This window comes from Sphingopyxis sp. BSNA05 (assembly GCF_013265645.1).
GTDB lineage: Bacteria > Pseudomonadota > Alphaproteobacteria > Sphingomonadales > Sphingomonadaceae > Parasphingorhabdus.
In genome coordinates this window covers 1-13,757 of the sequence record NZ_PYIA01000012.1, presented here as the reverse complement: position 1 = coordinate 13,757, position 13,757 = coordinate 1, and the positions used below count along the sequence as shown (strand labels likewise).

Here is a 13,757-nt window from a genome sequence, read left to right as displayed (position 1 = left end):
TCATCCAAACAGGTCGGCCCACTCATATTGGGTTCAGCAGATAATTGGTATTTGCTTCGTAAAATTTACTCTGTGTATTTGAGAAGAAACAAAATATGAATGTATTGAGCACGAAAATCCAGGGCTTCAAGAGCAAGGCTATCCTGATCACGGCGCTTGCCATTGCGGGTGCATCCCCCTCGGTCAGCCAGACCGTTGCGGATACGTCGCTGCCGCAGACCGGACTGGACATTCCCGACGAGCTGACAATATTCGGCAATAATGATCCGAACGTCCGTCGCGCGACAGCGATCGTCAACGGAGACATCATTACCGGCACCGACGTCGGCCATCGTCTTGCCCTGATCGTCGCTGCCAATGGCGGCGAGGTCTCGGACGAAGAGAAACAGCGCCTGCGGCTCCAGATATTGCGCAATCTGATCGATGAAACGCTGCAGATCCAGGAAGCCGAAGCCAATGAAATTGTCATAGCGCCGGAGGAAGTTGAAGCCACGTTCCGTCAGGTTGCACAGCAGAATTTCAAACAGGATCTCGACGCATTCGACCAATATTTGCGATCGCAGGGATCGTCCGCCGACACGCTGAAGCGCCAGATCAAGGGCGAGCTGGCCTGGAGCCGTCTGCTCCGCCGCAATATCCAGCCGTTCATCAATGTCGGCGATGAAGAGGTCAACGCCATCATCGAACGATTGAACGCCTCAAAGGGCACCACCGAATATCGTATCGGTGAAATCTACATGTCGGCCAATCAGGAAAACGCCGAACAGGTGGCAGCAAATATGGTGAAGATACTGGAGCAGATCCGCGCCGGTGGTTCGTTCGTCGCCTATGCCCGCCAGTTTTCGGAGGCATCCACGGCCGCCACCGGTGGTGATCTGGGCTGGGTCCGGCCCGCACAATTGCCGCAAACCCTCGCGCAGGCAGCCGAACAGATGCAGGTCGGACAAGTCGTCGGTCCCATCGAAGTCCCGGGCGGTTTATCCATCCTCTATCTGATCGATTCGCGTCAGGTGCTCACCGCCGATGCGCGAGACGCTCTGCTCAGCCTCAAACAGCTGGCGATCGACTTCCCGCCGGGCGTCACCGAAGCACAGGCATCTGCCCGGGCCGCGAAATTTGCGACCGAGACGCAGGCTATCAAGGGTTGCGGTGCAGCCAACGAAGTGGCGGCCAGGCTCGGTGCCAGCGTGGTCGATAATGATCAGGTCCGTCTGCGCGATCTTCCTGCTGCCTTGCAGGGGGCGATCGGACAGTTGCAAATCGGTCAGGCCAGCCAGCCATTCGGCTCGGTCGAAGACGGTGTCCGCGTTCTCATACTCTGTGGCCGCGATGATCCGCAGAGCGCCGCAGCACCATCCTTTGATGCGATCATGTCGCGACTCGAAAATGACCGGATCAACAAACGGGCGCAAATCTATCTGCGCGACCTGAGACGCGACGCCATTATCGAATATAATTGATGGCAGAGTGGAACGCCAAGCCATTTGCCGTTTCCTGCGGAGATCCGGCGGGTGTCGGGCCGGAAATCATCGGCAAGAGCTGGCAGCAGCGGGCGGAAACCGGGCTCAAGCCGTTTTTCGCGATCGGCAATATAGCCGACTTTGAAAATCTCGCCGGCGTGCCGGTTCGCAAGATCGAGCAGCCGGTGGAAACCGGCGAGACTTTTGACGAGGCGCTGCCCGTCTTCCATATCCACAACGCCGCCGCCGCGGTTCCCGGAGAGGCGACGCTGGACAGCGCGCAATGTTCGCTGCACGCGCTCGAGATTGCCTGCGGTCTGGCCCGCTCGGGCGATGCCGGCGCGGTGATCACCGCGCCCGTCTCCAAGACCCAGCTTTACAAGATCGGCTTTCGCTATCCCGGCCAGACGGAATTTGTCTCGGAACGATGCGGAATCGCGCGCGAAAATGCCGTGATGATGCTGGCCGGACCCAGCTTGCGGGTCATTCCGATGACCACCCATATCGCGCTCAGGGACGTGACAGAGCAATTGACCGAACGGCTGATCCTCGCCCGTGCCCGTGCCGCGGAGAAGGCGATGGTCCGCAATTTCGGCATCGCCCGGCCGCGCATCGCGGTAGCGGGCCTCAATCCGCATGCCGGCGAGAGCGGCAATCTCGGTGACGAGGAGCAACGGATCATGCAGCCGGCGATCGATACGCTGCGCAACGACGGCATGGATATCAGCGATCCTATGCCGGCCGACACGATGTTCCACGAGGAAGCGCGGCGGCAATATGATGTCGCGCTGTGCCCCTATCACGACCAGGCCCTGATACCGCTCAAGACCCTGCATTTCTTCGACGGCGTCAATATCACGCTCGGCCTTCCGATCGTCCGTACCTCGCCCGACCATGGCACCGCCTTCAACATTGCCGGCCGGAATATCGCCGACCCGCGCTCGATGATCGCAGCGATCCAGATGGCCGCCACCGCGGTCACCAACCGCCAGATATACGACCATTGAGCCAGCCTGTTGCCCTGCCCCCGCTGCGGGAGGTGATCAAGAAACACGGCCTGACCGCGAGCAAGGCGCTGGGCCAGAATTTCCTGTTCGACATGCAGCTTCTCGACCGGATCGCTGCGGTGCCGGGCAGTCTGGACGGCCAGTCCGTCTTTGAAGTCGGCCCCGGTCCCGGTGGCCTGACCCGCGCCCTGTTGCAGGCCGGTGCCCAGGTGACCGCTGTGGAACGGGACGAGCGCTGCCTGCCCGCCCTGTCCGAACTGTCCGGTCATTTCCCGGACAAGCTGACGCTGATCAACGACGATGCGCTCGCGCTGGACCATGGCAGCCTGTTCGAAGGTCCGTTCCACATCCTCTCCAACCTGCCCTATAATGTCGGTTCGGCGCTGCTCGTGAAGTGGCTTTCCGCTCCGCAATGGCCACCGCAATGGCAGTCGCTGACCCTGATGTTCCAGCGCGAGGTCGCCGACCGGATCGTCGCCCGGCCCGGCTCAAGCGCCTATGGCCGCCTGTCGATCCTCGCCCAGTGGCGCAGCACGGCCAAGCTCGCCATGACCGTCCACCGCTCGGCCTTCACGCCGCCGCCCAAGGTCATGTCGGCGGTCGTCCATATCACGCCCACGGCGCAGCCCGAAGGCGTCGATTTCGCCAAGCTGGAGATCCTGACACAGACGGCCTTCAGCCAGCGGCGCAAGATGCTGCGGCAAAGCCTGAAGAAACTGCCCGGCGGCCTCGAAGCCCTCGAGCAGGCCGGTATCGACAGCCAGCGCCGGCCCGAGACTCTTGCCGTGTCCGAGTTCGTCGAACTCGCCCGGCTGCTCTCCTAGCCCGCCGCTTTCAGCTTCCGCCGATAGGCGTGCAGCAACGGCTCGGTATAGCCGCTCGGCTGCTCGACACCCTTGAACACCAGATCACGCGCCGCCTGGAACGCCAGGCTGGCATCCGGATTGGGGGCCATCGGCCGGTAGAGCGGATCACCCGCATTCTGACCATCGACCTTGGCCGCCATGCGCAGTAGCGCGGCATCGACCTGCTCGGGCGAACAGACGCCGTGCAGCATCCAGTTGGCCATATGCTGGGAGGAAATCCGCAGTGTCGCGCGGTCTTCCATCAGACCGACATCATTGATGTCGGGAACCTTGGAACAGCCGATTCCCTGATCGATCCAGCGGACCACATAGCCCAATATGCCCTGCGCATTATTGTCCAGTTCGTGCTCTATTTCGGCATCCGACCAGTTGTGGCCGTCGGCCAGCGGAATGGTCAGCAGCTTGTCGAGCGGCGCAACGCCGTCCGCCGCGACCTCTTTCTGCCGGTCGAACACATTGACCCGGTGATAGTGAATCGCGTGCAATGTCGCCGCCGTCGGGCTGGGCACCCAGGCGGTGTTGGCACCGGTCATCGGATGGCCGATTTTCTGTTCCATCATGTCGGCCATCATGTCGGGCGCGGCCCACATGCCCTTGCCGATCTGTGCTTTGCCGGACATGCCGCAAGCCAGACCGATTGCGACGTTGCGCTGTTCATAAGCGGTGATCCAGTCGCTTGTCTTGATATCGCCCTTGGCCAGCATCGCGCCCGCCTGCATCGACGTGTGGATTTCGTCGCCGGTCCGGTCGAGGAAACCGGTGTTGATGAACACGACCCGATCCTTCACTGCGTGGATACAGGCGGCGAGATTGGCGGATGTTCGCCGTTCCTCGTCCATTACGCCAACCTTGATCGTGTGACGGTCGAGGCCGAGCAGATCTTCGACCGCATCGAACAGATCATTGGTGAAGGCGCATTCTTCCGGCCCGTGCATCTTCGGTTTCACGATATAGATGGAACCGGCGCGGCTGTTGCGCAGTTCGCCGAGCCCCTTGAGATCATGTATTGCGATCAGGCTGGTGAACACGCCATCGAGCAAACCTTCCGGCGCTTCCGACCCGTCGGCCAGCAGGACCGCGGGGTTGCGCATCAGGTGACCGACGTTGCGGACGAACATCAGGCTGCGGCCCGGCAGGGTGAAAGACTTGCCGTCAGGATCGACATAGTCGCGATCCGGATTGGCCTTGCGCTCGACCGTCTTGCCGCCCTTTTCGAAGGAGGCGTCGAGATCACCGCGCATCAGGCCGAGCCAGTTGGTATAGGCCAGAACCTTGTCCTCAGCGTCGACAGCGGCAACCGAATCTTCCATGTCGATGATCGTGGTCAGCGCCGCTTCCATGAGGACATCGGCGATATGGGCCGGGTCATCCTTGCCGATCGGGTGGGCCGGGTCGATGACGATTTCGGCGTGCAGCCCGTTATGCTTGAGCAGCAGCGACTGGCCGTTGCGGCCAACCAGTTGCGACGGGTCTGCCAAGGCGGGTTCGCCGCCAGCATAATCGGTCCATGATCCGCTCGACAGAGGGAAAGCTTCATCAAGGAAGGCCTTTGCCGCCTTGATAACCGCAGCGCCGCGCTCCGGATCATAGCCGCCGGGCTTGGCCGGTGGCGCGTCCAGCGCGTCAGTGCCGTAGAAAGCGTCATAGAGACTGCCCCAGCGCGCGTTGGCGGCGTTCAGAACGAAACGGTCGTTGAGCGAGGGCACCACCAGCTGCGGTCCGGCCATGGTCGCGATTTCCGGATCGACATTTTCCGTCGTGATGGAAAAAGCCACCGGTTCTTCAACTAGATAGCCAATGCTCTTCAGAAAGCCTTGATATTCAACCTGATCAATCGGCTGCCCCTTGTGGTCGATATGCCAGGCATCGATCTGCGCCTGCAGCGTCTCGCGCTTCGCCAGAAGCTCCGCATTGCGCGGCGCGAATTTTCCGAGAAGATCGGCAAACCCGGCCCAGAATTTTTCCCCGTCCACCCCGGTTCCCGGCAAGGCACGGTCATTGACAAAATCGAGCAGTTCCTGCGCGATCTGGATATTGTTCTGGCTGACATATTCGGACATGATAATTCCTCGTTCAAATGCATTTAGCCTCAGCATAGAAACTACACCGGGGGCGTTCAAATTGTTCCGGGGAGGAATCGCTGCCGTCTATGACGGCTCTTTTTCGCCCTGTAAATGGGATGGGCCGCTGGAGAGACGAAAAAGGATATTCCCGGAGATGAACTTTACAAACTTTACACTGTTATGAAAATTTTTCCTTTTCCTGCGATCGCCTATTAGAGGCCATTGCAAACCAACTGAATTTCCGTCCATTTTTGCCATTGACGGAATTTCTGACAAAGAAGGGAGATGATGAACGGGCGAGCTTGATCATGGGACACTCCTTTTGAAACGGCACGGCAAGGCCGCTGAGGGCTTCGGAATGCAACAATAACGGCGCTGCGCACTGTAGGACAGCGTTTTCCCCGTGACAGAGCGACTGGCATGGACTCACGACAAATGCTATCGGTTTCAAATGAAAGCAGATTCCTCCTCCGAAATGACATTATTGGAAAAGGCCAACGACCTGCCGCTTTTGCCGCGCACGCTCGAATGGGCGAAGGTCAATAGCGGCACCACCAATCTCGATGGCCTGGCGACCGTCGCGGGAATGCTCGCCGATGCCTTTTCGGTATTGCCGGGAGAGACCAGCCTGATCGATCCCGAACCGGTCGAGGCGGTACGCGCGGATGGCTCGGTCGATCAGGTTCAGCGCGGCCGGCATCTGATCACTTCGGTGCGACCCGAAGCGCCGGTGCGTCTGCTGCTGACCGGCCATATGGACACGGTCTTTGCGGCGGATCACCCGTTCCAGCATATCGTCGAGCTGGAAAGCGGCATTTTGAACGGCCCGGGCCTTGCCGACATGAAGGGCGGTCTTTCCGTCATGCTCGGCGCGCTGCAATTGCTCGAGCAAAGCGAATATGCGGGCCGGATCGGCTATGACGTGATGATTAACAGCGACGAGGAAGTGGGTTCCGGATCATCGGCTTCGCTGATCAGGCGACTGGCGAAGGGCAAGACCGCCGCCCTGACCTATGAACCCGCGCTGCCCGACGGCACTTTGGCCGGCGAACGCGGCGGCAGCGGCAATTTTTCGATCATCTTTACCGGCAAAAGCGCGCATGCCGGGCGCAACCCGGGCGAAGGGCGCAACGCGCTGGTCGCGGCAGCGGACATGGCCGTGCGGCTGAAAGCGCTGCACCGCGAGGGGCTGAGCGTCAATCCGGCCAAGATTGACGGTGGCGGGCCGAATAATTCGGTTCCCGATCATGCCATATTGCGCGTCAACTTCCGGCCCAAGACGCTGGAAGATCAGGCTGTGGCGCAAAAGGCTCTGGACCAGATGGTCACAGATATCGCGAAGCTGCACGATCTCGGCGTCCATTGCCACGGCGGCTTCGGCCGCCCGCCCAAGCCGATTGACCCACAGGCGGAAAAGCTTTTCGGCCTTGTGAAGCAATGCGGCGCAGAGCTAGGCCTCGATATCAGCTGGCGCGGCACCGGCGGCGTATGCGATGGCAATAATATCGCGGCCTGCGGTATCCCGGTGGTGGATACGATGGGCGTGCGCGGCGGGGCGATCCACAGCGCCGACGAATTTCTGATCACGGACAGTCTGGTCGAACGGACACAATTATCGGCGCTGACGATCATGCGGATCGCCGAAAAGGAGGATTATGAGTTTCCGGATACGCGCGGCGCGGGTCGATGATCTGCAGCATCTCTACGAAATGGCGAAACTGACCGGCGGCGGCTTTACCAACCTGCCGGCCGACCGGGATTCGCTGACCCAGAAACTGGAGCGATCCGAACGCGCCTATCAGAATGACAGCAACGAACATGGCGATGACCTGTTTGTCATGGTGCTGGAAAATGTCGAGACCGGCGCGGTCCGGGGCACCTCGCAACTGTTCACCAAGGTCGGGCAGACCTGGCCCTTCTATTCCTATCGCCTGAGCACCCTGTCGCAGACCAGCAAGGAGCTCGACCGGACGTTCAGCGCCCAGATGCTGAGCCTGGTCACCGATCTGGAAGGCGCGAGCGAAGTCGGCGGCCTGTTCCTCCATCCCGGCGAGCGCGCCGGCGGTCTTGGCATGTTGCTGGCCCGCAGCCGCTATCTGTTCATCAAGGAACATCGCGAGCGCTTCGGTGACAAGATTTTTGCCGAATTGCGCGGGATCATCGACGAGGCGGGCGGGTCGCCCTTCTGGGACGGTCTTGCCGGCCGTTTCTTTGGCATGAGCTTTCAGGAAGCCGATTATTTCAACGCCATCCACGGCAACCAGTTCATCGCCGACCTGATGCCCAAACACCCGATCTATACGGCCATGCTGAGCGAATCCGCGCGCGCCGCGATCGGTGTTCCCCATCCCAATGGCCGGGCTGCCATGCGGATGCTGGAGAACGAGAATTTCTCTTATGACGGCTATGTCGATATTTTTGACGGCGGCCCGACGATGATCGCGAAGACCAATGATGTGACGAGTATCCGCAACGCAAAATCCGCGAAGATCAGCGCCCTTGGTGAAGGCGAGACGAAAGTGATCATTTCGCACGGCAAGCTGAGCGATTTTCAGGCAACTTATGCCATGTTGAGCGAGACTGACGACGGCGTGATGATCGACGAGCAGGCTGCCGCCAATATCGGCCTCTCGGTCGGCGATGAAATCCGGTATATTCCGCGATGAGCGCGCTGACCGAAATCAATTTCGACGGGATTATCGGGCCCAGTCACAATTATGCCGGGCTGAGTCTCGGCAACATCGCCTCTTCGACCAATGCCGGCGCGACCGCCTATCCGCGGGAAGCGGCGCTTCAGGGCATCACCAAGATGCGGCACAATCTGGAGCTGGGGCTGGCGCAGGGCTTTTTGATGCCGCTGGACCGGCCGAACAGCGGCTGGCTGGAGGCGCTGGGGACAAATGTCGCCGCTGCAGAGCCGCATTTGCGGGCTGCTGCCTTCTCCGCGTCCTCGATGTGGGCGGCCAATGCCGCGACCGTATCCCCCGCACCGGATGCGCCCGACGGCAAATGCCATCTCACCGTCGCCAATCTCCAGACGATGCCGCACCGCAGCCATGAATGGCCGGGCACGCTGGCGCAGTTGCAGCTGGCCTTTGCCGATCATGAGCATTTCGCGGTGCACGCGCCCGTTCCCTCGCCATTCGGCGACGAGGGCGCGGCCAATCATATGCGGCTCTGTTCCGGTCATGACGCGCCGGGCCTCGAGATATTTGTCTATGGCAAGAGCGGCGGCCCCTTCCCCGCCCGCCAGCATATCGAGGCGAGCAAGGCGGTGGCGCGCAAGCACGGGCTGGACGAGCAGAGCGTGATTTTCGCGCAGCAGGCGGAAGCGGCCATTGCTGCGGGAGCCTTCCACAATGATGTTGTAGCCGTGGCCAACGAGCGGGTGCTGTTCACGCACGAACAGGCGTTTGAGCAGCCCGACGCACTGTACGAGGCAATCCGGGCCAAGCTGCCGGAGGCAGAAATCATCATCGTTCCCGCCGACCGGGTCAGCCTGGCCGACGCGATAAAATCCTATCTGTTCAACGCCCAGCTGGTGAGCCTGCCCGACGGCGGCGGCATGGCGCTGATCCTGCCCAGCGAGGCGCGCGAGAATGAAGCCGTCTGGGCCTATCTGACCGACCTGGTGGCAGGCAATGGCCCGATCCGCCGCCTCTGCCCGGTCGATGTCCGGCAATCGATGGCCAATGGCGGCGGTCCGGCCTGTCTGCGATTGCGGGTGGTTGCCAATCCCGCGACGGTCGATCCGCGCTTCATGGCAACGCCGGAGAAGCTGGATGCGATCGCGCGGGTGGTGAGCGAATATTGGCCGGAATCGATCGATCCCGACCAGTTGCAGGATCCGGCGCTGGCTGATCTTGTCAGGCAGGCCCGAAGCTGCTTGCTCGACGTCTGCCGTCTGGCCAAACTCGAAGGCTGATCTTGCCGCGCGACTGTCGGGTTAACTTACAATTTACCATATTCCGGTGACAGGAACAGCAGTTTTCCGCGCTTGGCACGGCGCTTGCTAAGGATGGCTCATGTGGAAAAATTCAGACGGCTGTTCGTTATCAAGACCAAGTTCGAGGCTTTTCTCATCACCTATGCCCTCGCCACCGGCGCGGTGCAGCGTGGCCAGCATTATCTGGTCGAATATCCGGGATGGGGCGGGAAAATGCTGTTTCTGGCGGTGACCGGCGCGGTGTTCATGGCCGGTGCCAAGATGATCGAGGCCATCGACCTCAACCGGACCTACAGTTCCGAATATTGAATGCGCCGGGCTGCACAGCCGCTTTCGCCGGCCCACTGGATCCGGGCGATTCTATCTGTCATTCTGAATGAAGTGGAAGGCTTCTGTTGCCCGGTGCCTTCCAAACCGCTGAAATCCCTTCTGTTGCCCGGTGGGTTCAACCGCGCGTAGCTTTCTAACTTATGACCGTGAGGTCAATGGGTTAGGCAGCAATAGCGAGTGCTTCGTTATCGTTTGCACTTATAGGTTTTGAGCAATCACGGCATACTCAGGCCGGGTAAAAATAATGCCTTTGAACACCCGTCGATCCTGGTTCGGCCCCATCAGCAAAAGCGTCCTGCATCGCTGCAAATCGCCTGAAATGGTGGAGCCGCCGGGTACTGCCCCCGGGTCCGTAGTGTCTATTACACATCACAATTTATCACCATAGTCCGTCGGAACGGACGCTTCCTATATAGGGAGATAATTCTGAATGGCCAGTGCACAGACAAGAAAAAGGGCCAACCGGTCGCCCGGTTGACCCTCCTCTAGTTCCCCAAAGGGAATTCGTGATTACGAACTGGATTACTGGGCGAGAACGCCTTCTTCGGCATCGGCCTTGTCTTCCAGGGCATCAGCCTTGTCTTCCATGGCTTCCGCTTTGTTTTCCAGCGAATCTTCAGCCGACTCGGTCATCGCATTGTCAGCAGCTTCGTCGAGACGGTCTGCTTCCATTTCGGCTTCCTGAGCCTGCACTTCGGTTTCGGTTTCGGCACCGCTGGTGTCTTCCTGTGCACAGGCACTGAGTGCCAGAGCAGCAGTAGAAGCGGTCAAAATCATCAATTTACGCATATTAATCCCTCGTCAATTGGAAGGAGCGAAAAAGGCTCCTCGGTTCCATCAACCCGTCGTCCAGCAATTGGTTCCCGTGTTCCAAAAAATATAATAAAAAAGGGCCAACCGGTTCACCGGTCGACCCTTCTCTAGTTCCCCAGAGGGAATTTCAGATGCTTCGAGCTTACTCGGCAACAACTTCTTCAGCAGGTGCAGCGGCTTCGTCAGCAGGTGCAGCAGCTTCTTCGGTTACAGGAGCAACTTCTTCAGCAGCCATAACGTCTTCAGCAGGTGCAACTTCTTCGGTAGCAACTTCGTCGGTGACAACAGCATCTTCAGCTGGAGCATTGCAAGCAGACAAAGCGAATACAGCTGCGGATGCAGCCAAAACAGCGAATTTACGCATAATAATTAGTCCCCATATGTCGTTCAAATCGGCTGAGAATCAATCCAGCCGAGCGAGCCTATAGGGTCGAAAATTCCGAATGTATCTCAAAAATGAAGCCGTTTGTTATAATATTGTAATAAAAAGATTATTATTGATAATCCGCCCTGTTCCGCGGGGTTTCAACGGGCTGCTCGCCGGCAGCGGACAGAAAAATCGCCCCTTTCGCGATACACGGGCTGCGCGAGGCGGGCCATGTGGCAAAAGGGGCGATATCGGTAATCGCGAATGTCTATTTCTTCAGGCTGTCCCGGATTTCGGTCAGCAGGTCAATTTCGCTTGGTCCCGGATCGGCGGCTTCTTCTTCAGCCTTCTTCATCACCTTGTTCGCGTAGCGGACAATCATGAAGATGATGAACGCCAGAATGATGAAGTTGATCACCACGGTCAGGAACTGGCCCCAGCCGAGCATCGGCACGCCGGCTTCCTTGAGCGCTGCATAATCGGTCATCGCCCCGGCGTAATCGGCAGGCGGCGAACCGAGCAGAATGAACATTCCCGAGAAATCAGGCATGCCGAACAGGGCGCTGACAACCGGCATGATCACATCTTCGGTCAATGACGTGGTAATCGTTGCAAAGGCGGCGCCTATGATAACGGCGACCGCCAGATCGAGCACATTGCCCTTCAGAATAAATGCCTTGAACTCGTTTAACATAAAATTTCCCTTCCCGTTTCTAAAGCCGTGTAAATGTATGAAAAATCCAAAATTGTCGAGGGAAGTCGTTGCAAAGGCGACCATTGATACCTATTTTTACAACGTGGTGCGGCGTTTCGCCGTGTGGATGGAGGGTTTTCAAACATGCTGAATAAATTGATCAAAATTCTGGTGGTGCCGGCCGTGGCCCTGTCGTTGAGCGCCTGTGGAATCAACAGCGTGCCGACGGCGGAAGAAAATGCCAAAGCCAAATGGGCTGACGTTGAAAGCACCTATCAGCGCCGCGCCGACCTGATTCCCAATCTCGTTGAGACCGTCAAAGGCTTTGCTACGCAGGAGCAGGACACGCTGACCGCCGTGGTGGAAGCCCGGGCTAAAGCAACCTCGATTCAGCTCAGCGCCGACGATCTCGGCGATGCCGCGAAGGTTCAGGAATTTGCCGCTGCGCAAGGCGCCCTCTCGCAAGGACTTGGACGTTTGATGGCAACGGTGGAAGCTTATCCCGAGCTCAAATCCAACCAGAATTTCCTAGCGCTGCAAAGCCAGCTCGAAGGCACGGAAAACCGCATCAACGTAGCGCGGCGCGATTATAATGAAGCGGTCCGCGAGTATAATACGACGATCCGCACCTTCCCCGATATCATCGGTGCGAAAATCATCCATGGTGCCGAACCGATGGAGCCCTTTGCTGCCACGACAGAAGGCGCGGACGAAGCGCCCTCGGTGGAATTCTAGAGTGGGATGAGCCCGAGGCTCATCTTGCCTCTGTGGTTCATCTTATCTGCATGCGGCCAGAATGTTGAAAAGGACCAGGGACAGTTAGACAGTGCCGCCCCGTCGATGGCGCTCACGGGGCGTGTTGTTGATGACGCGGATTTGTTGACAGAGGAAACTGAAAAGGAGCTGACAGGAATTTTGGCAAATCTGGAACAAACTTCAGGCCCGCAATTTGTGATAGCGACCACGAAATCGCTGAATGGCCTGGAAATCACGGACTATTCCTTAAAGCTGGCACGGGCGTGGGGGATCGGTAACAAGCATCGTGATGATGGTGTTCTGTTGCTCGTGGCACCAAATGAAAGGGAGGTCCGGATCGAAGTGGGTTACGGACTGGAAGCATCCCTGAGCGATCCATTTTGTGCGGAGGTCATCCGTGAAGCCATGCTGCCGGCCTTTTCGGCAGGTCGGATGGAAGAAGGGATTTTGAACGGCGCCGCCAGACTGATCAAGAAAATGCAGCGTGTTCCATCCCTTCCCGCAAATGATAATGCGCCGGAAATACCCGCGCAAAACAGGAAAATCTCATGAATGTGATACGCTGGCTCCTTGCCCTGTCGATCCTACTGTGCGCGCCGATTGTTAACGCCCAGAGCTTTCCCGAACTTACCGGCCGCGTCGTCGATCAGGCGGATTTGCTTGATCCTGCGCAGGAAGCAGAACTCACAGCCCGGCTGGAGGCTCTGGAAAACCAGTCCAATCGCCAGCTGGTTGTTGCCACGGTCAACAGTCTCGAAGGCTATGATATCGCCGACTATGGCTATCAGCTTGGCCGGACATGGGGCATCGGACAGGATGGAGAAGGCGAAGCGGAAAAGGACAATGGCCTGATCCTGCTGGTCGCGCCCAATGAGCGCAAGGTCCGCGTCGAAGTGGGCTATGGCCTGGAGGGAATCATAACCGACGCCCTGTCGAGCATCATCATCCAGAATGATATCCTTCCCCAGTTCCGTAATGGCGATATGGCCGGCGGCATCATTGCCGGCGTCGACCGGATTTCGAACCAACTGGTGCTACCGGAGGAAGAAGCGCTCGCGGTGGCGCAGCAGGCCAGTCAGCAAGCCAGCAAAGGCGATGGCGAGAATATCGGCCTTATGGTCTTCTGGATTTTCGTCCTGATTTTCTTCGTCATCATCCCGATGTTCTCCAACCGCGGTGGCAAACGCTATCGGCGTGGGGCCGGCCCGGTCGTTATCTGGGGCGGCGGAGGCGGCTGGGGTGGCGGCAGCGGCGGTTCCGGCTTCGGCGGCGGCGGATTTGGTGGCGGCGGCTTGGCGGCGGCGGCGGTCAGCTTGCGCGGCGCGGCGTCTGGGACGGATGGTGATGGGACTAAAGTCAACTCAGTCCAGCCCGGGCGGACCACAAGATTGTCACAGTCCGCACTCTCGCAGGCCGAGAAACCGACCGATGGCGCAATACGTTAACCATCGATCG

Annotated in this window: 14 protein-coding genes and 1 other RNA gene; 10 read left to right on the top strand and 5 right to left on the bottom strand. The window is 59.0% G+C overall.

The window, feature by feature from the left end; genetic code table 11:
• Positions 1–95: 95 nt before the first annotated feature.
• Genes C8024_RS01085 through rsmA form a run of 3 tightly spaced genes read left to right on the top strand, consistent with a single transcriptional unit; the run spans position 96 to position 3,291 of the window.
• Positions 96–1,460, top strand: a complete 1,365-nt coding sequence (locus tag C8024_RS01085) for a peptidylprolyl isomerase (RefSeq protein WP_100095276.1) — start codon at positions 96–98, stop codon at positions 1,458–1,460.
• Positions 1,460–2,467, top strand: coding sequence for a 4-hydroxythreonine-4-phosphate dehydrogenase PdxA (gene pdxA, locus C8024_RS01080; protein ID WP_173202645.1), 1,008 nt, complete (start codon positions 1,460–1,462; stop codon positions 2,465–2,467). The genes C8024_RS01085 and pdxA overlap by 1 nt, the downstream gene beginning before the upstream one ends.
• Positions 2,464–3,291 carry a 16S rRNA (adenine(1518)-N(6)/adenine(1519)-N(6))-dimethyltransferase RsmA gene (rsmA, locus tag C8024_RS01075; RefSeq protein WP_173202644.1) on the top strand — a complete coding sequence of 276 codons (828 nt, stop codon included), beginning with the start codon at positions 2,464–2,466 and terminating at the stop codon, positions 3,289–3,291. The genes pdxA and rsmA overlap by 4 nt, the downstream gene beginning before the upstream one ends.
• Here the strand turns inward: rsmA and C8024_RS01070 are convergent.
• Positions 3,288–5,393 carry a malate synthase G gene (locus tag C8024_RS01070; RefSeq protein ID WP_173202643.1) on the bottom strand — a complete coding sequence of 702 codons (2,106 nt, stop codon included), beginning with the start codon at positions 5,391–5,393 and terminating at the stop codon, positions 3,288–3,290. The two genes, rsmA and C8024_RS01070, sit on opposite strands and share 4 nt — an antisense overlap.
• 478 nt (positions 5,394–5,871) lie before the next feature.
• Between C8024_RS01070 and C8024_RS01065 the strand changes: the two genes are divergently transcribed.
• The 4 genes from C8024_RS01065 (at position 5,872) to C8024_RS01050 (ending at position 9,651) form a co-directional block, all read left to right on the top strand.
• The gene (locus tag C8024_RS01065; RefSeq protein ID WP_254305450.1) at positions 5,872–7,086 is read left to right on the top strand and encodes a hydrolase; all 1,215 of its coding nucleotides are present in this window, start codon (positions 5,872–5,874) and stop codon (positions 7,084–7,086) included.
• Positions 7,052–8,062, top strand: coding sequence for an arginine N-succinyltransferase (locus tag C8024_RS01060; RefSeq protein ID WP_173202641.1), 1,011 nt, complete (start codon positions 7,052–7,054; stop codon positions 8,060–8,062). Before C8024_RS01065 ends, C8024_RS01060 begins: the two co-directional genes overlap by 35 nt.
• On the top strand, positions 8,059–9,321 hold the full coding sequence (locus tag C8024_RS01055; RefSeq protein ID WP_173202640.1) for an N-succinylarginine dihydrolase: 1,263 nt from the start codon (positions 8,059–8,061) through the stop codon (positions 9,319–9,321). The genes C8024_RS01060 and C8024_RS01055 overlap by 4 nt, the downstream gene beginning before the upstream one ends.
• 93 nt (positions 9,322–9,414) lie before the next feature.
• Complete coding sequence (locus C8024_RS01050; RefSeq protein WP_173202639.1) at positions 9,415–9,651, top strand: hypothetical protein; 237 nt, start codon at positions 9,415–9,417, stop codon at positions 9,649–9,651.
• 71 nt (positions 9,652–9,722) lie between these two features.
• Here C8024_RS01050 and ssrA read toward each other — a convergent pair.
• The 4 genes from ssrA to mscL all read right to left on the bottom strand — a co-directional run bounded on the left by ssrA (position 9,723) and on the right by mscL (position 11,546).
• Positions 9,723–10,113, bottom strand: a transfer-messenger RNA (tmRNA) gene (gene ssrA / locus C8024_RS01045).
• A gap of 81 nt (positions 10,114–10,194) precedes the next feature.
• A complete protein-coding gene (locus C8024_RS01040; RefSeq protein ID WP_100095284.1) occupies positions 10,195–10,461 on the bottom strand; it encodes a hypothetical protein in 267 nt (88 codons plus the stop codon).
• 166 nt (positions 10,462–10,627) lie between these two features.
• Positions 10,628–10,849 carry a hypothetical protein gene (locus C8024_RS01035; protein WP_206169912.1) on the bottom strand — a complete coding sequence of 74 codons (222 nt, stop codon included), beginning with the start codon at positions 10,847–10,849 and terminating at the stop codon, positions 10,628–10,630.
• A 271-nt stretch (positions 10,850–11,120) separates the two neighbouring features.
• A complete protein-coding gene (gene mscL, locus C8024_RS01030) occupies positions 11,121–11,546 on the bottom strand; it encodes a large conductance mechanosensitive channel protein MscL (protein ID WP_173202637.1) in 426 nt (141 codons plus the stop codon).
• A gap of 144 nt (positions 11,547–11,690) precedes the next feature.
• Between mscL and C8024_RS01025 the strand changes: the two genes are divergently transcribed.
• The 3 genes from C8024_RS01025 to C8024_RS01015 are packed head-to-tail and all read left to right on the top strand — an operon-like array spanning position 11,691 to position 13,747.
• Positions 11,691–12,281 carry a LemA family protein gene (locus tag C8024_RS01025; protein ID WP_173202636.1) on the top strand — a complete coding sequence of 197 codons (591 nt, stop codon included), beginning with the start codon at positions 11,691–11,693 and terminating at the stop codon, positions 12,279–12,281.
• A 6-nt stretch (positions 12,282–12,287) separates the two neighbouring features.
• Positions 12,288–12,854, top strand: coding sequence for a YgcG family protein (locus C8024_RS01020; RefSeq protein ID WP_173202635.1), 567 nt, complete (start codon positions 12,288–12,290; stop codon positions 12,852–12,854).
• Positions 12,851–13,747, top strand: a complete 897-nt coding sequence (locus tag C8024_RS01015) for a YgcG family protein (RefSeq protein ID WP_173202634.1) — start codon at positions 12,851–12,853, stop codon at positions 13,745–13,747. The genes C8024_RS01020 and C8024_RS01015 overlap by 4 nt, the downstream gene beginning before the upstream one ends.
• The last annotated feature ends 10 nt before the right edge of the window (positions 13,748–13,757 follow it).

Excerpts from the sequence above, each read along its gene's own strand:
- C8024_RS01085 (WP_100095276.1), top strand. The coding sequence starts at position 96 with ATGAATGTATTGAGCACGAAAATCCAGGGCTTCAAGAGCAAGGCTATC.
- mscL (WP_173202637.1), bottom strand. The coding sequence starts at position 11,546 with ATGTTAAACGAGTTCAAGGCATTTATTCTGAAGGGCAATGTGCTCGAT.
- C8024_RS01020 (WP_173202635.1), top strand. The coding sequence starts at position 12,288 with ATGAGCCCGAGGCTCATCTTGCCTCTGTGGTTCATCTTATCTGCATGC.
- C8024_RS01060 (WP_173202641.1), top strand. The coding sequence starts at position 7,052 with ATGAGTTTCCGGATACGCGCGGCGCGGGTCGATGATCTGCAGCATCTC.
- C8024_RS01070 (WP_173202643.1), bottom strand. The coding sequence starts at position 5,393 with ATGTCCGAATATGTCAGCCAGAACAATATCCAGATCGCGCAGGAACTG.
- C8024_RS01015 (WP_173202634.1), top strand. The coding sequence starts at position 12,851 with ATGAATGTGATACGCTGGCTCCTTGCCCTGTCGATCCTACTGTGCGCG.
- C8024_RS01050 (WP_173202639.1), top strand. The coding sequence starts at position 9,415 with ATGGCTCATGTGGAAAAATTCAGACGGCTGTTCGTTATCAAGACCAAG.
- C8024_RS01040 (WP_100095284.1), bottom strand. The coding sequence starts at position 10,461 with ATGCGTAAATTGATGATTTTGACCGCTTCTACTGCTGCTCTGGCACTC.
- pdxA (WP_173202645.1), top strand. The coding sequence starts at position 1,460 with ATGGCAGAGTGGAACGCCAAGCCATTTGCCGTTTCCTGCGGAGATCCG.
- C8024_RS01065 (WP_254305450.1), top strand. The coding sequence starts at position 5,872 with ATGACATTATTGGAAAAGGCCAACGACCTGCCGCTTTTGCCGCGCACG.
- C8024_RS01035 (WP_206169912.1), bottom strand. The coding sequence starts at position 10,849 with ATGCGTAAATTCGCTGTTTTGGCTGCATCCGCAGCTGTATTCGCTTTG.
- C8024_RS01055 (WP_173202640.1), top strand. The coding sequence starts at position 8,059 with ATGAGCGCGCTGACCGAAATCAATTTCGACGGGATTATCGGGCCCAGT.
- C8024_RS01025 (WP_173202636.1), top strand. The coding sequence starts at position 11,691 with ATGCTGAATAAATTGATCAAAATTCTGGTGGTGCCGGCCGTGGCCCTG.